Origin of the sequence: Lachnotalea sp. AF33-28 (genome assembly GCF_003477885.1) — a bacterium.
Lineage (GTDB): Bacteria > Bacillota > Clostridia > Lachnospirales > Lachnospiraceae > AF33-28.
This window is the reverse complement of sequence record NZ_QUEE01000005.1, coordinates 93,374-112,767: the sequence shown is the minus strand read 5'-3', so window position 1 is coordinate 112,767 and position 19,394 is coordinate 93,374. Positions and strand designations below refer to the sequence as shown.

The window sequence follows — 19,394 nt, the reverse complement described above, 5'->3', positions numbered from 1 at the left end:
CTTTCTTAAAGGGCTGTCTGGGTATCGGAGGAATCGCCATGGAGGGCGGCATAATACTCTGCCGACCAGTCCAGGCTGCGGTAAGGTAATCCACGTTCATCCTCTCCTATAAATCGGATCAGCTTATCAAGCATATCCTCCGTCCAGACATTTTTGTCAATCTGTGCCGTTGTAAACAGGTTCTTTGAAATCATTTCAAAACCGAAAATGTCCTTAATATGAGTCTTGGCCGCCCCTTCCACCACCTCTGCCACCAAATGGCTGGGAATGAATAAGACGCCTCCCCCGGCTCCGAATACAATATCACCCGGCAGGCATACGGCCTTACCGATCCGTGTTACTGTATTGAATCCGGTCATAACCACTTCTCGGATAGGCGTGGGATCGATCCCCCGGTAGTATACCTGTACAGACGCAGCTTCCCTCATCTGCTCCACATCCCGTATGCCTCCCCAAATGACTCCTCCTCCGTTTTTGGTTTTTGCGGCGATGGCTGTGGTCAGATTTCCTCCCAGAAAAGTTCCTTTATACACCTTATCATACAGGTCGGCGACCACGACATCCCCCTCCTCCAGACTATCGATCACCCATTGATTATAGTTTCCTTTTCTGTGCTCCTTGGCTCCCTGCTCAAAAGCCGCCATATGCAGATCCGGCCTGGCAGGGCAAAAGCTGCATGTAACCGCCCGTCCGACCAATTTCCGCCCGTCGTCATGAAGGGTGTATAGATCCCCTTCAAATTGATTTTCGTATCCTTTCACATAAATGGGCTTCCACACTTCTTCCAGCGTCATATTCCTAAGCGCTTCCAAATAACTTGCGGCGACTTTAGGCCTGCCGTCTGCGAAACGTTCACCCCGCCATAACGGAGTCAGCGATATAATTTCCTCCCGGTCATTGAATTTCATGTTAATCCAACGCCTCCTTTCAAACTGTTTTTGGCTTCAGCCTTTGAGTGATCCTACCATAACGCCTTTGGTAAAATACTTCTGGGCAAATGGGTAGGCACACAAAATAGGAGCTGTTGAGACTACGATCAAAGCATATTTCAGCAGTTCGGCCATACCCCTCATTTTTTCTTCCAGCTCCGGATCCATAATTGTGTCGGCGCCCGCCGTATTCAGGACAAGTATCTCCCGCAGAAACAGCTGCAGTGGGTATAACGCTCTGTTGCTTAGATAGATCAGCGCGTTGAAGTATGCGTTCCAATGGCCAACCGCATAATACAGCATAAGCACGGCGATGATGGCCTTGGATAAAGGAACCACCATTTCAAAGAAATATCTTGCATGGGAGCAGCCGTCTATCATTGCGGCCTCCTCCAGATCGTCCGGAATGGAAGAGATAAAGGTCCTGGCAATAATCATGTTGGTTATGTTAATAGCTCCCGGAAAGATCATGGCGAAAGGCGTATTAATCAGATTCAGGCGGTTCATCACCAGATAAGTTGGCACCAGCCCTCCGGAAAACAGCATAGTAAAGGTAAATAGGAATGTAATAAACTTACGGCCGGGCAGACCCTTTCTGGACAGTCCAAACCCAGTCAGCATGGTGAGTACTACATTTAACACGGTTCCTGCAACCGTATATAATATGGTATTGCGATACCCGATCCAAACATCCGAATACTTCATCACTTCTTTATATCCCTCCAGAGAAAAGTCCACCGGGAACAGAATGACTTTTCCTGTTGAGACCGCATTGGGGGATGAAAAAGAAGCGGATACAATATAGATCAGTGGATACAGCACCACAATCAGCAGCAGGATGAGCACGGTATATACGATACTGTAAAAGAGTTTGTTTCTGTTCATATATCCTCCTTACCACAGGCTGGTCTCACTCAGCTTTCTGCTTATAGCATTCACTGTGCAGATCAGTATCAGGTTAATCACAGAGTTAAATAAACCGATCGCAGTAGAATAGGAATAATCCGGAACAGCGGATCCCACGCCCATACCGATCTTGTATACATAGGTCGAAATCACTTCACTGGCGGAAAGATTCAGATTATTCTGCATCAGGTATACCTTTTCAAAGCCCACACTCATGATTCTGCCGGTATTCAGTATCAGCATGATGGTGATGGTAGGAAGTATTCCGGGCAGATCGATGTGCAGCAGCCTCTTAAAACGGCTCGCGCCGTCAAGCTCGGCGGCCTCATGCAATTCCTGGCTGATTCCGGTCAGTGCGGCTATATATATGATAGAATCCCACCCAAAATTCTGCCAGATCCCGCTTAGTACATACAGATGAGGGAACGCGGACGGATTGGCAAGCAAATCTGAAGGTATGCTGCCGGTGACTGCATTATAAATTACCCCGTAGAGCCCCACTCTGCTGTTGAATATCTGCAGAATCATACCCACCAGCACAACTGTGGATATAAAATGCGGTATATAGGTAATGGTCTGCACGCATTTGCTGAATTTCCCCTGCCTGATGCTGTTTAGCATCAGAGCAAAAACGATCGGGATGGGGAAACTGGCCAATATACCGTATCCCGATATGACCAGCGTGTTTTTCAAAACACGGCTAAATTCATAAGAGCGGAAGAATCTGTCAAACTGGCGCAGACCCACAAACGGGCTGCCCCATATGCCATCAGCCAATGAAAATTTCTTAAATGCAATCTGCAGTCCCGTCATAGGCCAATAGCAAAACAGTATCAGATAGAGGATCGGAAGCAGCAGGAAAAGATAAACCTGCCAATAACGCTGCGCCCTTCTCCAAGTCAGTCTCATATGGCTCAAATAATCCCCTCCTTCAGACAGCGGGTATCCTCCATCAGCTTGCGGATCCCGATCTTTTTATCACCGCGGTACCAGTTTTTCCAAATCCCTTTTTCATCCTCTTGCTGCATGGCAAGGATTTCATCCAGATACTTCAACGCCTCTTCCAGTTCCTTCTGCTCCTTGCTAAGCCCGTAGCGGCAGCAGCACAGGCACCACGATTCCAGAGCTATCATGTACCGGATCTGCCAGATCATATCGTTAAAGTATGTATTGCAGGCAAGCTTCTCCGCCTCCTTAAGCACCTCGCAAAACTTCCGTATGCTCTCTTCAAATAACCGGAGCCAGCCAGGATCCGTGTCACCTGACAGAGCCGCTTTGGCCGTGGATCTCACAATACCATCCGTAGCCGGACAGTAAAGGAAGTCATAGCTGCCATGTTTTAAAGAAAAATGCCGGCTGTACCTTTTTTCCACTTCTTCCGCAGAGAGATCGGCAAATGCGTCAAAGTAACCGAGATATATTTTGTATGCCTGTTCATTGCCATAGTAGACACGGCACATCCTCCGGTAGTAGGCCATTACGTCGAACCTTTGGCCCCAGGCGGTGATGCAGGCATTTGCCTCTATGGACGGAATGAATCCCCGTACATTAGATACATTTAAAATGCTGTATTCCGTATCACCTTTTTGGATGGCCAGATCATAATTATAGGCCATTTTCCGCAGATCCGTTCCCTGGCACAGATGGGGACCGTCCCCGTAGTAACAGATATGGTAATACAGCCCATAGGAGCGGCCCGATTCCCTTTGAATTTCATAGAAATCCGGCGCCATCATCTGCGTCGGCCCCACGTCGGCAAATACAAGCGTCGTATTCTTCGGGAAACGCAGATAGCCCTTTTCATACATCAGCGCTCCCTCCATCCAGAGAGTGCTTGTGGAATAGAAATCAGTTCCGCACAGATCTTTTACAATATCGTACTGTACCTGAATGGCTTCCGATATGACATTACCCCATTCCTCCAGACCATGCGCCGAGGTATCATCATGCCATACCGGCCTGTCGCCCCTGCCGCGCAGGCCAAGCTGCCATATGACATTCTCCTTATACTTTGCCCATTTTGATGCATAATAGGTCCAGGCGGCGATCGCGTTATCTTTATGTGTGACGAAAGAAAACGTGGTATCTCTTCCCAACCGTTTCATATAGTCCTGATAATACCAGTGGCTGACACCCAGAGGCTCAATGTGATGCTGACTCACATACAGGCCGCGCTTGACGCAGTATGCCACAAGCACCTCCTGATGAGGATCGTCTATATCCATAAAGGAAGCAGGTATAATAAGGTTAATATTCATCCTTAAAGCTGTTTCTACTACATACTCAAGGCTTTCCAGCGACGTGATATGCTGATAAAACGGATAATCCAGCTCCCTCGTATACGCGTAGTGCCACTCTGTAAGCAGATCCTCATCATTTAGGAACCAGCCGCGGAATTTATATGTGAACGGTTCCGATTCAAAATCTCCCTCCTCCAGAATATGCCGGGGTTCCTCAAGCAGCTGTGTGAAACAAATGCCTGCCGGAATCCCCAGTAGGCCAGACAGCCGATATATCCCCCACATAGTTCCGCGGGCATCACTGCCTGCAATAATGATTCTGTCTTTTTCAATATGCAGGAGATACCGCTCCCAGCCTTCGGGAACGGCTAGCCCCCATCCCCGCATCTTATCTGCATATTCAACGTCTTGTGCACAGCCCGCGGTTATGGTCCAGACATTTGCAGGCCCCCGGTATTTCAAAAGAGCCTTTTGACCGCTGACTTTATAGCAGTCCTTCTGCAAATCTTCACAGGCGCAGCCTATGCACTCATCACCGTACCAGTTAATCTGCACTATATCTTTAATATTCATTAAAACCCTCCCCAATGTTAAATCAGCCTGATATTTTTACCCTCTGCCAGCCCTCTGATATAGCCTGTAGCAAACAGATTCCCCAAAACGGTATAGCCGGTATTTTCATTTGTTTCCCCCGCCATTGCGGGGGTATGATCCGGACGCACGATACAGTCCGGAATATGCTGTCCTGCTGCCTCCATGAGCGCCGCCATATCCGTGTCGCCGTTGTCATGAAAGGTTTCGGTGAAATGCTCCGCGTTTCCCCGGGCATCCCTAAAGTGCAGAAAGAAAATTCTCTCACGGAATTCATGCATAAGCTCATACACATCCTCCCCCATCATACGGAAGGTCGCCTGACAGAAGGTTATCCCATGAGACGGGCTCTCTGACAGCTCCATCGCCCGCCTAAAGGCTGATGCGCAGGTAAAGATCCTGGGATAGCCCATCAATTCGGGTATTGGCGGATCATCCGGATGCAGCCCCATTTTTACTCCGGCCCGCTCTGCGGCCGGTAAGACCGATTCGATAAAGTATTGATAGTTGTTCCACATCTTTTCATGGGTCAGTTTCAGGGGAACCTCTTCCACGCTGTTTCTGTCAAAACCGCAAGTCAGCGCTCCGCCGCGTTCCAGAAGATTTATGTCGGTTCGAAACCATCCTATGCCACCCATGAAATTATAGCAAAGAAGTTTTATTCCAAGCTGCCCCATATTTTTAAGCATCCTGCAATATTTCTGAATATCTTCTTCACGGCCGGGCAGGCCGAGCTTGATACGGTTCATATCAAACTCGTCGCCTTCCAGCGCATACAATTTAAAACCAGCTTCCTGAAAACGGTCGCATACGGCCTTCAGTGAATCGTAATCGGACGGATCTTTGAGACCGCTTTGTTCAGGTGATGCCTTGGTAACGGCATATTTTATCCCGAGCTGTGCCGCCAGCTCCCACTGCCGGTCAGGGACTGCCGGCAGCATCATACCCAGTTTCATAATAACACCTCTTTTCAGACTCCGCTTCTTGCGAGAAAGCCTCCGTCCAACGGCACAGTAATACCCGTCACAAAGGCAGATGCTCTCTCATCGAGCAGCCAGCTGACACACCCAAGCAGATCTCTGCTTAGGCCAAAACGTTCCATGGGGGTATGGTCAATAACACTTTTTCCCCGTTGCGTCAGCCCCTGTTCTACCGTACCCAGATACTGTGCGCTGCGTTCATTTACAAAGAAACCCGGCGCTATGGCATTTACACGAACATTACAGGGGCCGAAATAAGCGCCAAGCCACTGTGTGAAGTTTGCAACGGCAGCTTTGCTCATTGCATATGCCGGGACACGGGTGAGGGGGCAATAGCTGTTCATCGAAGCGAAATTGATAATGGAGCCTCTGCCCGCATCAAGCATCTGCTTGCCAAAGGCACGGATCGGAATCACGGTGCCAAGCGTATTAATCTTCAGCACACTTTCAAATATATCCAGATCCAGATCAAACAGATTGCGGGCATCTTTCATTCCATCCGTATTCTTATATACGGTTTCAGTGGTCATAGCCGCCGTTTGATTGCCTCCCGCTCCGTTTATCAGGAAGTCGCAGGCGCCCCAACGCGCGCAGACTTCCTGCGCGATATCCATCATACCGGCTTCATCCGTGACATCGCAGGGTCTGACCATAGAACTGCCGGAAAAAGCCTTTATTTTCAACTCCGTTTTTTGAAGCTTATCGGCGCTTCTTCCGATCAGCACCACATTAGCTCCCTTTTGTGCGAGATCCACCGCAATTTCAGAGCAGAGCGTGCCGCCTGCTCCAGTGATAACCGCAACCCTGCCTCTATAATATGTATCCGTCATCTCAGGTTTTTCCTTTCTCCAAAGCTGTCCCAAGCAGCCTTTTTGCATTTCGGTAGCATATGTCTTCCGCAATATCTCTTAACAACTCGTAATCCCGGGGCATTTCCATACGCTCGCTCTTCTCCCCCAGCCATCCGCAGAGAATCCTGCGAAAATAATCATGCCTTGTAAAGGACAGCAGGCTTCTGGAATCAGTGGTCATCCCATAGAAAACGGACAGTACACTGTAAGCGCTGAAGGTTTCCAGTACATCCCGGATCCCCTTGATATGGTCGCACCACCACCATGCGCAGCCCTGCTGTACCTTACCGGGCATCCCCTGTTCCACAAAAGAACCGCTGAGCACGGAAAGCGCTTCATTGCAGGATGGGTTAAGGGTAAACAATATCGTTTTGGGGAGGGAACCCTTTTGCTCCAGATCGTTCAGCAGTCCGGAAAGGTCATCCGCCGCACAGTTTCCGATTCCGGCGTAGCCCCCTGCTGGACCGGTCATGCTGCGCAGACGGCTGCTGGTATAGCGCATTGCGCCCGCATGCAGCTGCATAGTCCAGCCGCGGGCAGCGTATTCACTTCCAAGCATTCTTAGAACCTCGCAGGACAGGGCCATGCTGTCCTGCAAATTCAAAGGCTCCCGTGACATAAGCTGCTGAAACCGCCTCTCATTATGGCCGTCATCCGGTATATAATGAAATCCGTGATCCAGGGCGTGATCAGCAAATCGGCATCCTTCCTGGTGAAACTCATCCAGCCTTGATGAAAATGCCGCTTTTAAATCCTCCCAATTCCGTATTGGGCCGCCCCTGTTTTGCCCGAGCTGACTGACGAATTCTGTGGTCAGCGGCAGGATACCGTCGCCGCGCAAAGACGGATACAGACTGTCAATTTCTCCGAAGGGTCCGAGGTCCTCCAGAATCGTACAGCAGGGTGCCGCATATTCTATGTGAAAGCGCCGCAGGAGTCCCTGCGCAAAATAGCTTTCATCCTCAAGCGCCCGGTTTGCCGTATGCCAGATTCTCTTTCCGCTGTCCGCACACAAGGGTTCTTCTATGCCAAATACCTGCGACAGCTCCATATTTGACCAATGATACAGCGGATTGCCGGCCAGCTTCGGGAGAACAGAACTATAAGCTGCGAATTTATCATAGCCGGAAGCCTTGCCGGTAATGAAGGCCTCATCAATCCCACAGATACGCATAGCCCTGTGTTTATATGGGTCCGCTGCTATCCAGAGTTCTGTTAGGTCACCAAAGTTTCTGTTCTTCGCAATATCTTTAACCGGAAGATGATTGTGATAATCAATGACCGGCAGGCTGCATATGTGTTCATGATAAAGCCGTTGTGCAAGTTTTGTATTCAATAAAAAATTTTCATCCATATTCAGTCCTTTATTTATACATGCGGTCATAGGATGCCTGTACACACTCCAGGATCTGGGAGAGCCCTATGCTATCCAGCTGATCCAGATACTGCTGCCATACGGCGTCGTCATTGATATCCATACCGTCATTGTTTGTACAGAAGTTAGCTATCATTTCCTTAACATAGGTAACCATGGATGCAAGGAGCGGGGTGACTGTTTCCTGTTCTTCCTGCGTATAGATCAGTTTCGAGATAATCTCCTCGGGATGTTTATCCGTATATTCCCCCTGAATGGTTGAGATAAGATAGCTTGTGTTGGACTTATCACCGTTCCATACCTCACCAAGCGCTATACCGTACTGCCTGATATAAGGTCCGGCCTGATACCAGTGGGAATTCTGCAGAGTACCCCAGGGAAGGACCGACTGCAGCACTGCCGGGTATCCCAGGTCTGCAAATATACTGATTTCATTCTCCTCGGGAACCAGCCAGTCAACGCCTTTTTCCCCCCATCGGGTCCAGATAGACATCTCTTCGCTCACCAGATAATCCAGCAGACGGAAGGCCGCCTCCGGATTCTCACAGTTGGAGGTGATTAGTCCGGACGGCTGGGGAGCAGAGGGGTTATAGGGAGTATACTGTGTGCCATCGGATGACAACAACGGCGCTATACCGACATATTCCGAACGGCGCGCGTCTGACGCCGGAATATCTGACATTGACGTGTATACATAAGCGCCTATAATGGGGTCTGTCTGTGTCAACAGGGCCTGTGTCTGGGAAAGATCGTTGGTAAAGCTGAGAGGATCTATTAAGCCCTCATCAAAGAGGCTTCTTAAATATTTGAGCCCTTCCCGAAATCCTTCTGTAGCATATGCCGCAGTCACTGTACCCTGATCTATATTCCACCACATCTGTGGGTCACCGGAACTTAGATATTGGAATGGGGTCATTAGAGCCGCAAACCACAAAAGATCGTTATTGTTTCTGGAAATCAGACCGATTTCATCTGCTTTTCCATTTCCGTTCGGATCCTTTTGCGTGAATGCTCTTAATACCGCTCTTAACTCTTCGGGCGTAGTGGGTACATCGAGATTCAATTTTTCAATCCAGGGACCGTACAGCCACATTTTTGCACTGTATTCGCTTACCAGGGACTGATTATAATAAGGCACATAATACATGTTCCCATCTGCCGAGGTAATAAGCGGATAGAAATCGGTTCCGGTTCTCTGTACTGCCTCTTTAAGATAGTAAGCACTGTGTTCATAATAATCATTTAATGGTATGATGGTCCCTGCCTCGCCCCAGGATGCCACAAGGCTGTCGTTGATTCCCTGTCCCCCGAGCAGGATGTCCGGCAGATCCTTTCCTCCGGCTGTAGCCGCGAGATTGATTTGTGTCGCATATTCTTCGGAGGGATAAATCTTAAAGGTGAGGTCATAATTTCCTACTTCTTCAAGCCAGACAGTCATTTTGTTCGTTTCGAAATCTTCCACATTAGGCTGCTGCGGTAAACCGATCGTCAGAGATACCTTATCCTTACAGATCGGATCCTTTCCTTCTCCTACCTCACCTGGCAGATTCAGATTGCTGTCATGTACAAAAGCATCGCCATCCGTACCGGCAGAAGATACCGGGTCTGATCCGCTGCCGGCTGTTGATTTATTCTGGCTGCCGCTGCAGGCTGACAATACAGAAATACTCATGGAAACGGTTAGTATGATACATATTGCTTTTTTCATCATTCTTTTCATATTGTTCTCTTCCTCCACTTCCGGGTTTGTTTAAAAACTTTTTGGCACCGCAATCTATCCTGCGCAGGATTGACTTGTGCCATCATTCTACAATGCCCATATAGCAGTCACAACTGGAAATATAAGAAAAAACGGCCTCCGATCTGCCTAACCGGCCGAAAAGTATTGAAATATACAAAAAAATATGGGTTGAAATTACCGAAAAGGTCCGAAATTCAGGGAAGAAATGGAGTATACTGAAAAATCAAAGGCGGAGACAATGAATTATTCCATTGTCTCCGCCGCCGCTTTGGGAGATAGATTATATCGTCTCTTAAAAACCTTATACATGGAGTTATAGGAAGAAAAACCGCACTGCAGCGCAACGCTTTCCGCCGGTATGGATGTAGTTTTCAAAAGGCGGACCGCCTGTTCCACTCTGCCCTGCTCCACATATTCGGCAAAAGTCTTACCTACAGCGGTCCTGACAATCTTCTGCAGTGTATTATCTGAAATACGGAAATGGTCTGAAGCCATCTGTGTGCTAAGACCACAGTCCGTTAAGTGCCTGTCGATAAACTCCATCACCTGTTTGCTTAGCTGGCGTCTTTTGGCTGCTTTATTTCCCAGACTTGCGCAGATATCATGGCAGCAGTTCCGGATCTCTTCAAAAAAGGATTCCACGTTTTTGAAACGCTGAATGGTTGGGATGGATACACCGCTTAGAATTTCAAAATAATTAAGCTTAACCTGAAGCAGAATGTTGCAAATACCGGACAGGGTACCCATATATACAGTGCGGTAAACGACCTCACCGATATGCTTATCATCAAAGGCTCCTGTGGTAGCCATGACTTTATCTTCTATTTTCCGTATCAGAGCTATGGCCATCATTTCTTCCCCATTGCTCAGCGCTTCGAAAAACTGCTGGTGATACATGAAATCAAATGATACAAACGGCGGCATTCCTGAAGTGCCGGCGATCCCTTCATTTTTTGTCCGTATTTCCAGCCCGGCTCTAAACCGGTATAAAGTGGTAATATATACGGACGGTATTTCTAAAACATCCGCAAAATTATCACTGACAGCGATCTGTGCCTTTTGTTGAAAACGATCCTCTAAAAATGCCTGCAGATGATTTTCTGTCGTTTTCCCGCTTACCTGCAATTCCTTTTCCACCGGCTCTGGCAGAAGGAACACCAGGGTGTCCGAATAGGTGGAAGTAATAGTTATTTCATATCCGTAAAAAGCTTTCAACGCATGCTGTATCAAGATAAAACGGGATATCTTCATATTCTCGGTGGCCATTTCTTCTTCTTTAAAAATAAGGATACCGATGCGGTAACCGCTTATTAAATCAGGAAAAAGCTGATGGAATTGTACCAGCGAATCATCTGAGCTGATTCCACCCTGAATCGCCTTGTCAAGTAAATGGCGTTTTTCCTCGGCTTTACGCTGCTCCAATTGCTCCGTCATATTTTCTACAGAGGTATGAAGCTGCTTGAGCACGCCGGAAATATAGGTCTGTTCATTTTTATAATAGGAGTCAGGCAGCCGGCAGGTCTGCACATAAGCGCGGGTAGAACTCATCAGGTTTCGCAGCGGTCTGTTGTTACGCCACGCGAAGAAAATACCAAGCATGACACCGCCCAGAAGGAGAAATGTAATATACATAATCAATGTAGATATCAGCGGTCGTGCGGTGATTTCCAAATAATCCCTGGGTATGCCGATCACATAGTTCAGCTGGGTATGAGTGTCAAATTTTTTTATCTCATAAAATTCCGAAGAAGCCGTATCTTCTCCATATCGGTAGGAAAGCAGGCTTTTATCCTGTGAATCGGTAATATAAAAATAACCGGTATCCAGTATTCCTTCGGGTATAAAAAAGCGGGCCAGATCCTCAATATTTAACACTGTGTACAAGGTGCCGTACCCCAAAGGCACCGTCCAGATCACGGCTTCATGCTGTCCGTACTCATGGGACGAAACATTCATTCCTGCGTATAGTGCCGATCTGGCTGACGCAGTCAGACACTGAAGCCACTCATCCCTGGAAAAGCCCTTTACATGAAAATAATTTTTATAGTATTCAAGTATACCCTCTTCTCCTATGTAAGAGCGGAATCTGGTTATAATCACACTGTCCGGATAATAAATGCCACAGTCACTGACCAGCAAATAGGGAAGCATTGTATATGAAAAATCCCTTTGAATCGCCGAAATGCCCACATAATCCGCATTGTCCCAGTCCGCCTTCTGCCGGTACAGCGAACGATATCTTGTATCCAACTCAATTCGCTGCCCCAGGGATTCGATATATGACAGCTGCTTCTGATATTCTGTCACTTTGTCTGTCAATGCCGTTGCATAAAGCTCAAGCTCGTTATTCTGCCAGGAGCGCATATTATGCCTATAATACGCCGCCATTACCGCAAGCAAAACCAGCAGATAAATCATATAGGTGAGCAAATAACGGAAAAAAGCCCCTCTAAAAACTACCGTATGTGACATCGTTACCCCCCATTATCAACCAAACTAAAAAGCACATACATACTAAATTGTAACAGCCGCTCACTCCATACCGAATACTCTCTCCATAAAAAACTTAAGATAAGCTTCCTGATCCACTTTTGCCGCAGCCTCTATCACCGCTGTGCCGGGCCCCGCCCCGTCCCTGATCAGGGTCCTCGCCCTCACCTCTTTCTCCAGCCCTACCTGCACGGGAATCTGCTCAAACTTCACAAAGTCCGGGCACAGCAATGTCCCCACCGTAAGAGGGTCGTGCAGCACCGGCGCATCGTTGCCGGTGGCTTTGAGCCAGCGCTTTGTCAGCCGGTTCAGCAGATTGGCAGGCTGTTCGTCCATACTTTCCAGCCTGTCTAGCATCTCCGGGGTCATGCGGCACTTTAATGTCACATCCAGACCCACAGCACGAATCGGGATGCCGGAAGTAAACACAATGCGCGCCGCTTCAGGATCGCAGAATATATTCCATTCCGGTATATCCTCATGAAAATATCCGCCCATCAGCGTAATGCCCTTCACCTCCTGCGCAATCTCCGGCGCTCTGCGGATGGCCGCCGCGATATTGGTGAGCGGACCGATGGGAACCAGCGTGATTTCTCCGGGAGCGCCATGGATCCGCTGTATCAGATAGTCCACCGCATGCAGAGTTTCATACTGCTCCAGGTCCATATCCGCTTCATACTGGCAGGGCAGAAATTCTCCCTTTTCGTTCACTCTGTCCTCCGGCCGGACCGGCAGCTCCTGAATAAAAGGTATATCCATCCCCGCATAGACCGGGATATCCGTCCTTTCGTAGGTTCTAAGGAGCGCCTTCGCCATCCGCGCCCTCGCCGCAGAACCCCTGAATACGGTTGTAACTCCCACCAGCTCGATCTCCGGGGATCTTACCGCAAGCGCCAGTGCAAACGCATCGTCAATATCATCACCGATATCTGTATCCAAAATTATTTTTTCCATGGTGTTTACCCTTTCTTACGTTTTTTAACTGACATTCCTTACCCGATTCACATGTTAAAACTGCGGTGCAATCACAATGTACGGATTACCTTACAGGGGTTACCCACAGCCAGGCTGTTCGGCGGAATATCTTTGGTTACCACGCTGCCAGCCCCGATCACACTGTTTGCGCCGATCGTTACGCCCGGCAGGATGATAAACATTACATGGTTTAATAATGCGTTTTTACATTTATAATATCATATTGGCTTGATCTGCTCAAGGTAATTTGGAGGCTGGATACTGTTCTATCGTAACAATTCAGACAGCGTATCCGCCGTCTGAACTGTTACGTTCTATCACACCTTTGTCCCTGCATCACCGCATAAGCGGTACAGTCCAAATCCAATAATACCGCCCACTACATGGAGGATCACATCATCCACGTCAAAGGAACCGCATCTCATCAGCAGCTGTCCCGTTTCAAACAAAAGCGATGCGGCCAGCACGGTGATGCTTAGATGCAGCAGTGTCTCTCCCCATTCGGATATATAGGGGAGAAAAAATCCCCACGGTATAAAAATAAACAGATGTATAAATATATTTTTGGCCAGAGCCGCCGCCGGATAGCTGCCCTGCATGCACAGTTCAATGCATTTTACCGTTTCCTTCATCGGTATCAGGTTCGTCATTTGTCTCACGAAATCCGGATACGCCATATACCTGTACAGTTCGCAGTATTCCATAGGAAACATCACATAGCACATCAGCACCAGATAGGGCACAAACACGCATTTGGACAGGACTCGCATAAAGGCCGCCGCATTCCGGTATTCCTCACCTTTACCCTCCATAAACTCACTCCCTTTTCGTATCCGGCAGAGCTGAAGCGGCTCTTTACTGCCGGGATCTGATCATTGATCCGTCTGGATATGCATTATAAAGGGCAAAGGCATCATTTCGGCATCAAACAGCCGTATTATGCGTTAAAAAATCAAAAGACTGAAAGCCATAACTGCCTTCAGTCTCTCACCAAAGGGCCGGGAAACACGCTCTAACCCATCGCAATCAGTGCCGGTATAAAGAAGAAATTTCCCTGCTGTCCTTCCTTACGCATAAAATGAGACTCCGGATCCACCGCGGACCACGCCTCAATCGCCGTGGACTGCTTGGTGAGATCACGTTTTACATTGATCTCCGTCCTGGGTTCCTCAAAGTAGGAGAACAGGATATTTTCATGCAATGCGATGGACTGATACTTATCCCCATGCAGGTATCCCTCTGTCGTGATCGCCACATGATGGTACACATACTGGAAGATCTTATCTGGCTTCAGATACGCGATTCTTCCTCTCCTCATGGCGGGCTCTGCCTTTCTCTTCCAGTCCTTTACACCTTCCGGTATGGCATGGTAGTACACATGGTACATATAAACCCAGTCCCTGCTGCCGTCCTCACCTGGCCATAATTCCAAAAGCTCACCCATGGGGCCGTAGACCTGCTGCGGGGCCAGTTCCTCCCCTATGCTTTCATAATACGCAAACAGCATGTCTTTATAGCGGTACAGGCAGGCGGTCATCACGCGCCCTTCCTCCATCAGTGCAGCGATATTCTTTTCAATTTCACGGATTTTCTCATCCAGTCTCCCGTCCGCGCCTTCCTTAAGCGCAGCCCGGTAATGATAACGGTATACTTTGTCTTCCATATTGCCCTCCTTTATCAACCTTTAACTAAGCCAACAAGAATTTTATCACAAATATTGTAACAGTTCAAACGGCTCATCCGATGGCCTTCCGGGCCTTACACAATCTTGGACGGCGCCACCCCGTATATCTTTTTAAAAGCCTTGGAAAAGGTATACTGATCTTCATAACCAAGACAGTCGGCAATCTCTTTTATAGAATATTTGTCTTCGTACAGAAATTCCCTCGCTTTCTTCATGCGAAGCTGCAGCATAAAGCTGGCCGGTGTGATGCCTACGGCATCTTTGAAAAATGAGATAAAATATTTCTCGGACATGCCGACAACGGCGGCCAGGTCCCTGACAGATACCGACTGATCGATATGCGTGCTGATATAATCAAGCACGGTATGTATCCTGGCAGCGGACTGACGTTTCGGATCATGCATGTCCGTTTCACTGTGTTCTGCATACTGGCTGCGGATGATGCTTGCCAGGAGCATGGTAAAACAGCCTTTGAGGTACAGAAAAGACAGCGTTTTCTTCTCCTTGAAGCTGCGGTAGCCATCCAGGAAAAAAGACAGTTCTCTCTTAATGTGTTCAGACGGTATAAGGCCCGAAAAGGGGAAGGCATCAAGGACCCTGCGGCTGTTCCCAATAATGGCATCAAAATGGACAAATGCGAGATGACAGACAGGCGTGACCGAAAAAGCTTCATACAGGCACTCCGGATACAGCAAAAAGACATCATTCTTGTAGAGATGATATTCTTTATCGGAATAGATCATCTTGATCTCTCCGTCCAATACAATCCACAGATCATAATCGGTTTTTGTGTTCACCTCGTACCAGCTGCTGTCCTTCATGCTGTCATGGCAGCTCTTCAGAGTAATGTCCATATAAGAAATGATGGATTCCCGTGCGCCGTTATCTTCCATATGCTTTCCTTTCACCAACTAATAAAATCACCTCTGTCCCTGTCATAAATGATTATACTGTATACCAGAACCAACTGCAATAGTTAAGATCCGGCGCGCCCCTGTGCGCATCCCTGTGAGTTACTGTTCACGGTTGTCGTAAACCTACCGCGAATGACAGGGCAGAGTATGGTCCTCATTGGGACGCGCTGCTCTGTCGATATCTCCGAGCGGCAGATTCTGGGTAATTTCCCTTCAAATATTTTTGTTATGTTCATTTTTATATTATAAAGTGACTTTTTGACATAAAAATCATACTATATGGCATTTTATAATTAGCCATATAGTTTATTATACTAAGTATATACGTTTTGCCCGCAAAATCCGGATGCGCGCAGGAAAAATTGTGTAAAATGCATACCCAATTTCATTAACCAGAAAATCAGGAGGGATATTTCTATGAAAAAATTCAGCAAAGCGGTCACATTGCTGCTGGCTGCGGCAATGCTCATGAGCGTTTTTGCCGCATGCGGTAAAAAGGGTACGGAACCTGCTGCCACCGATACTACTGCAGCAGGTACACCAGCAGCAACAACGGCAGGTGCAGAAGAAAGCACAGCGGGAACGGATGCCGCCACCGCCGAAAAACCTCACATCACATTTATGACCACAGATCATTACGGCACCGCCCTGACCAATAAAGGGGCCGATGAGGTCAAAAAGGTTTACGAGGAGTACACCAATACCATTGTGGACTGGACCTGGGTCAGCAACGACAACTATGAAGACGTGTTAGGCATCACATTGATGGATAAGCAGAATATGCCGATGGTTCTCACCATTACGGGCACAATTATGTCCCCGGCAGTGATTCAGGCCGCCAAAAACGATGCCTTCTGGGATTTAAACCAGTTTATCTGGGATGAGGAGAAATATCCGAACCTGTCTCAGGCGAACAAAGATGTATGTAAATCCTATACTCTGGACGGGAAACTGATCGGTTTATACCGCGCAAGAGATATCGGCCGCAACGGGCTGGGATACCGCACGGACTGGGCTGAGAAGCTGGGCCTGGATGTGCCGAAGACAATCGAAGACGTTTATAACATGGCCTATCAGTTTACCTATGGCGACCCCGACGGAAACGGCAAGGATGACACCTATGGAATCTCCATGTGTAAATTTACAGGCCCCATTGATATCGTACAGGCATGGTTCGGCGCAGGCAACGGCTGGACGGACAGGGACGGCAAACTGGTGCCGGTTCATATGACCGAAGAATATATGGAAGCGGTGAACTGGTTTAAGAGAATGTATGATGAAAAACTGATCTATGAAGACTGGGCCGTCCGCGATACTATCGCCTGGAAGGATTATGTCCGCAACGGAGAATGCGGTATGTTCCTGGACGTTCTGGACACCTCCAGATCCATCTGGGATTACTTTATCGACAACAAGATTCCATCCGTATTCAATCCCGATGAATATGCGGGCATGACGCTGGTCGGCGGCATTGCAAAGGATGCAAACAGCGAACCGGTTACCTTGGCCACTTCAGGCGCCAACGGATATTTCGTTATATCAAAGGCAGCCTGCAAGACCGAAGAGGAAGTAGAAACATGTCTGCGCTTCCTTGATAAAATGAACGACCCTGAAATGGTCCTCCTGGGAGAATACGGGCTTGAGGGTAAGGACTGGGAGTACGGAGATGACGGACTTGTACATGACTTACAGTCGGCAGCGCAGGCAGGCGAGAGGAGCAGCAGCGGGCTGAACCAGTGCCAGACCTTCGTACCGGGCAAAAATGAACTGCCGGTAGCAAGAACCGAGCGGGTACAGCTTGAGATGGACATCAAGGAAGCCAATATTGATATCGCCGTATTTAACCCGGCCATGGGTTATCTGGCTAATTCCACAACCTATGCCGAAAACGGCGGGGATCTGGATGACATACTGCTCTCTGCCAGAACACAGTATATCTGCGGCAACATTGACCAGGAAGAATTCCAGAAGCAGCTGGAGCTGTGGTTATCCCGCGGCGGCCAGGCTGTCATTGATGAAGTGAACGAACAGTATCAGGCGGATAAATAATTTGGGAGGCGGCAATGAAAGCGTACAAGACGTTCGCATCGGAAAAAAGGACTTTTAAAGACCGTATCACAGGGGCGAATATCACCCAGCTGACCGGATATCTGGGACACAGCTTCCATACTTATTTCACGAATAACGGGTGGTATGACGGAAACAGAAGGCTTCTGTTTACCTCTGACAGGGATAATGCCACGAATCTGTTCAGCATACAGGTCGAAAGCGGCGAAATCAGCCAGCTGACGGATTTTGAACCGGGCAGCAGACCCACCGTCCGTTTTACAAACGATGTGAACCCGAAACGGCCCGAGGTATATTATGCCATAGGACGGGAAATGCGCGCAGTCAACCTGAAGACGCTGGAAGACCGGCTGCTGTTTAAGGTGCCTGATGGGTTCAACGCGAAAGGCGGCAACGTGGGCGCCGACGGACAGTATATGTACGGGGCGCTGATGGAAGATCTGTCCGACCGCATCTATACGGATCTGAAAGCCAGCTATATCGGCATGAAGGAGATATCTTCGATAAGGCCCGGGTGCTGTGCATGCATGATGGCAGCTTCTTTTACGGCAACCACCATCCTCATCCCTGTTTCACCGCAGATGGCACGCAGATCCTGTATAACAGCAATGTGAGCGGCTACTGTAACCTTTATCTTGTGGATGTACCGGAGGATGTGACAGCGCTTCCGTTTGTAGAATAACTATATATACGCAATCAAATAGTCCCCGTATAGCCTATCCGCTTTTGACAGGCTATACGGGGGTTTTCTGTCGCATTACTTTTGCATTGCTATCACTATGCCATCTTAGGCAGCCTGCAGCATATAGATGCGCTGTGCCTCATCCATATCACTGCAAAAGCCTCCTAAGATACTCCAGACTCTTCCTGGCACTGACCTGTGTGGACGGCAGGTTGTTGGTCTCCAGCGCGAGCGCCCCCGCATATCCGATGTCCTTTAGAGCCTGAATGGTTTCTTCAAAGTTATAGTGCGCATGCCCGGGATAATATCTGTCGTTGTCCGCCACATGCACATGGCTGATGAACCCCCGGGCCCCGCGGATCGCTTCTTTGATATCCGCCTCTTCGATATTCATATGCACCGTATCGATGTGCAGCCCCAGCGTCTGAAAGGAGTGTTCCTTTAAGAACTCCACGCCCTCACAGATCCTTATGAGGTAATCGCTCTCAAACTGATTCATGATCTCAAATCCGAGCTTTACGCCATATCCTGCCGCCAGTTCGTCCAGCCGGTACAGGCTGTCGGTCAGGCTGCGCTTAAACTGCTCCGGCGAATCCGCATCGGCAAATCGTCCGGCAATCAGTCCGATGATGACCAGCCCCCCATACGGCCCGGCGGTGATCATGTGTTTTTCCAGGTGGCGTATTGCCGCCTCGCGCACTTTAGGATCGCGGTCTCCCAGATTATAATGCCTGCCTTCATAGATGGAGCCGGTGCCTATGGAGGTCAGCGTCACCCTGCTGGCATCCAGCGCTTTCCATAGCGCCTCCCGGTCAATCTCTCCGGAATCGTAGATATGCAGCTCCACCGCATCATAGCCGTCCTCCGCCATGCGCGGAAGGATCTCTTCATAGGGACCATGGTAGAGCAGAAAATTACCCTCCCTGTTCAGCGTCCCGGTCGCAGCGATTTTCATTTCGGTTCCCATGC

The 19,394-nt window shown here is 48.6% G+C and carries 16 protein-coding genes and 1 pseudogene; 2 read left to right on the top strand and 15 right to left on the bottom strand.

What is annotated here, in order from left to right; all coding sequences use genetic code 11:
- Positions 1 to 5 precede the first annotated feature (5 nt).
- From DWZ56_RS08785 to DWZ56_RS08720, 14 genes and pseudogenes are all read right to left on the bottom strand, one after another.
- Positions 6 to 908 carry an RraA family protein gene (locus DWZ56_RS08785; protein WP_118556122.1) on the bottom strand — a complete coding sequence of 301 codons (903 nt, stop codon included), beginning with the start codon at positions 906 to 908 and terminating at the stop codon, positions 6 to 8.
- 36 nt (positions 909 to 944) lie between these two features.
- Positions 945 to 1,814 (bottom strand): carbohydrate ABC transporter permease, encoded by an 870-nt coding sequence (locus DWZ56_RS08780; RefSeq protein WP_118556120.1) that lies wholly within the window; start codon positions 1,812 to 1,814, stop codon positions 945 to 947.
- A 9-nt stretch (positions 1,815 to 1,823) separates the two neighbouring features.
- The gene (locus tag DWZ56_RS08775; RefSeq protein WP_118556447.1) at positions 1,824 to 2,744 is read right to left on the bottom strand and encodes an ABC transporter permease; all 921 of its coding nucleotides are present in this window, start codon (positions 2,742 to 2,744) and stop codon (positions 1,824 to 1,826) included.
- Between the two features lie 5 nt (positions 2,745 to 2,749).
- Positions 2,750 to 4,648, bottom strand: a complete 1,899-nt coding sequence (locus DWZ56_RS08770; RefSeq protein ID WP_118556118.1) for a glycosyl hydrolase 115 family protein — start codon at positions 4,646 to 4,648, stop codon at positions 2,750 to 2,752.
- A 17-nt stretch (positions 4,649 to 4,665) separates the two neighbouring features.
- Positions 4,666 to 5,622 carry a mannonate dehydratase gene (locus DWZ56_RS08765; protein ID WP_118556116.1) on the bottom strand — a complete coding sequence of 319 codons (957 nt, stop codon included), beginning with the start codon at positions 5,620 to 5,622 and terminating at the stop codon, positions 4,666 to 4,668.
- A gap of 14 nt (positions 5,623 to 5,636) precedes the next feature.
- Positions 5,637 to 6,476: an SDR family NAD(P)-dependent oxidoreductase gene (locus DWZ56_RS08760; protein WP_118556114.1), complete on the bottom strand. Its 840-nt coding sequence runs from the start codon at positions 6,474 to 6,476 to the stop codon at positions 5,637 to 5,639.
- Between the two features lies 1 nt (position 6,477).
- Positions 6,478 to 7,851 carry a glucuronate isomerase gene (locus DWZ56_RS08755; protein ID WP_279220282.1) on the bottom strand — a complete coding sequence of 458 codons (1,374 nt, stop codon included), beginning with the start codon at positions 7,849 to 7,851 and terminating at the stop codon, positions 6,478 to 6,480.
- A gap of 10 nt (positions 7,852 to 7,861) precedes the next feature.
- Positions 7,862 to 9,592 (bottom strand): extracellular solute-binding protein, encoded by a 1,731-nt coding sequence (locus DWZ56_RS08750; RefSeq protein ID WP_118556110.1) that lies wholly within the window; start codon positions 9,590 to 9,592, stop codon positions 7,862 to 7,864.
- 264 nt (positions 9,593 to 9,856) lie between these two features.
- Positions 9,857 to 12,085, bottom strand: a complete 2,229-nt coding sequence (locus DWZ56_RS08745; protein ID WP_118556108.1) for a helix-turn-helix domain-containing protein — start codon at positions 12,083 to 12,085, stop codon at positions 9,857 to 9,859.
- A gap of 60 nt (positions 12,086 to 12,145) precedes the next feature.
- Positions 12,146 to 13,057, bottom strand: coding sequence for a nucleoside hydrolase (locus DWZ56_RS08740; protein WP_118556106.1), 912 nt, complete (start codon positions 13,055 to 13,057; stop codon positions 12,146 to 12,148).
- Positions 13,058 to 13,128: 71 nt separating this feature from the next.
- Positions 13,129 to 13,254: pseudogene (locus tag DWZ56_RS08735) on the bottom strand (sugar O-acetyltransferase); the annotation flags it as partial.
- Between the two features lie 141 nt (positions 13,255 to 13,395).
- Complete coding sequence (locus tag DWZ56_RS08730; protein ID WP_118556104.1) at positions 13,396 to 13,890, bottom strand: VanZ family protein; 495 nt, start codon at positions 13,888 to 13,890, stop codon at positions 13,396 to 13,398.
- A gap of 200 nt (positions 13,891 to 14,090) precedes the next feature.
- Positions 14,091 to 14,741: a hypothetical protein gene (locus tag DWZ56_RS08725; protein ID WP_118556102.1), complete on the bottom strand. Its 651-nt coding sequence runs from the start codon at positions 14,739 to 14,741 to the stop codon at positions 14,091 to 14,093.
- A 95-nt stretch (positions 14,742 to 14,836) separates the two neighbouring features.
- Positions 14,837 to 15,655, bottom strand: coding sequence for a helix-turn-helix domain-containing protein (locus tag DWZ56_RS08720; RefSeq protein ID WP_147369403.1), 819 nt, complete (start codon positions 15,653 to 15,655; stop codon positions 14,837 to 14,839).
- A 438-nt stretch (positions 15,656 to 16,093) separates the two neighbouring features.
- Here DWZ56_RS08720 and DWZ56_RS08715 point away from each other — a divergent pair, with 438 nt between their 5' ends.
- Entirely contained in the window at positions 16,094 to 17,725 is a 1,632-nt protein-coding gene (locus DWZ56_RS08715; protein WP_118556098.1) for an extracellular solute-binding protein, read from the top strand.
- 14 nt (positions 17,726 to 17,739) lie between these two features.
- Positions 17,740 to 18,357, top strand: a complete 618-nt coding sequence (locus DWZ56_RS08710) for an oligogalacturonate lyase family protein (RefSeq protein ID WP_118556096.1) — start codon at positions 17,740 to 17,742, stop codon at positions 18,355 to 18,357.
- 216 nt (positions 18,358 to 18,573) lie between these two features.
- On the opposite strand, the gene DWZ56_RS08705 is transcribed toward DWZ56_RS08710, so the two are convergent.
- On the bottom strand, positions 18,574 to 19,392 hold the full coding sequence (locus DWZ56_RS08705; RefSeq protein ID WP_243095156.1) for a sugar phosphate isomerase/epimerase family protein: 819 nt from the start codon (positions 19,390 to 19,392) through the stop codon (positions 18,574 to 18,576).
- Positions 19,393 to 19,394 lie beyond the last annotated feature (2 nt).

What these genes read in the sequence shown, in the direction of transcription:
- DWZ56_RS08785 (WP_118556122.1), bottom strand. Translation starts at nt 908, where the DNA reads ATGAAATTCAATGACCGGGAGGAAATTATATCGCTGACTCCGTTATGG.
- DWZ56_RS08780 (WP_118556120.1), bottom strand. Translation starts at nt 1,814, where the DNA reads ATGAACAGAAACAAACTCTTTTACAGTATCGTATATACCGTGCTCATC.
- DWZ56_RS08775 (WP_118556447.1), bottom strand. Translation starts at nt 2,744, where the DNA reads ATGAGACTGACTTGGAGAAGGGCGCAGCGTTATTGGCAGGTTTATCTT.
- DWZ56_RS08770 (WP_118556118.1), bottom strand. Translation starts at nt 4,648, where the DNA reads ATGAATATTAAAGATATAGTGCAGATTAACTGGTACGGTGATGAGTGC.
- DWZ56_RS08765 (WP_118556116.1), bottom strand. Translation starts at nt 5,622, where the DNA reads ATGAAACTGGGTATGATGCTGCCGGCAGTCCCTGACCGGCAGTGGGAG.
- DWZ56_RS08760 (WP_118556114.1), bottom strand. Translation starts at nt 6,476, where the DNA reads ATGACGGATACATATTATAGAGGCAGGGTTGCGGTTATCACTGGAGCA.
- DWZ56_RS08755 (WP_279220282.1), bottom strand. Translation starts at nt 7,851, where the DNA reads ATGGATGAAAATTTTTTATTGAATACAAAACTTGCACAACGGCTTTAT.
- DWZ56_RS08750 (WP_118556110.1), bottom strand. Translation starts at nt 9,592, where the DNA reads ATGAAAAGAATGATGAAAAAAGCAATATGTATCATACTAACCGTTTCC.
- DWZ56_RS08745 (WP_118556108.1), bottom strand. Translation starts at nt 12,085, where the DNA reads ATGTCACATACGGTAGTTTTTAGAGGGGCTTTTTTCCGTTATTTGCTC.
- DWZ56_RS08740 (WP_118556106.1), bottom strand. Translation starts at nt 13,057, where the DNA reads ATGGAAAAAATAATTTTGGATACAGATATCGGTGATGATATTGACGAT.
- DWZ56_RS08730 (WP_118556104.1), bottom strand. Translation starts at nt 13,890, where the DNA reads ATGGAGGGTAAAGGTGAGGAATACCGGAATGCGGCGGCCTTTATGCGA.
- DWZ56_RS08725 (WP_118556102.1), bottom strand. Translation starts at nt 14,741, where the DNA reads ATGGAAGACAAAGTATACCGTTATCATTACCGGGCTGCGCTTAAGGAA.
- DWZ56_RS08720 (WP_147369403.1), bottom strand. Translation starts at nt 15,655, where the DNA reads ATGGAAGATAACGGCGCACGGGAATCCATCATTTCTTATATGGACATT.
- DWZ56_RS08715 (WP_118556098.1), top strand. Translation starts at nt 16,094, where the DNA reads ATGAAAAAATTCAGCAAAGCGGTCACATTGCTGCTGGCTGCGGCAATG.
- DWZ56_RS08710 (WP_118556096.1), top strand. Translation starts at nt 17,740, where the DNA reads ATGAAAGCGTACAAGACGTTCGCATCGGAAAAAAGGACTTTTAAAGAC.
- DWZ56_RS08705 (WP_243095156.1), bottom strand. Translation starts at nt 19,392, where the DNA reads ATGGGAACCGAAATGAAAATCGCTGCGACCGGGACGCTGAACAGGGAG.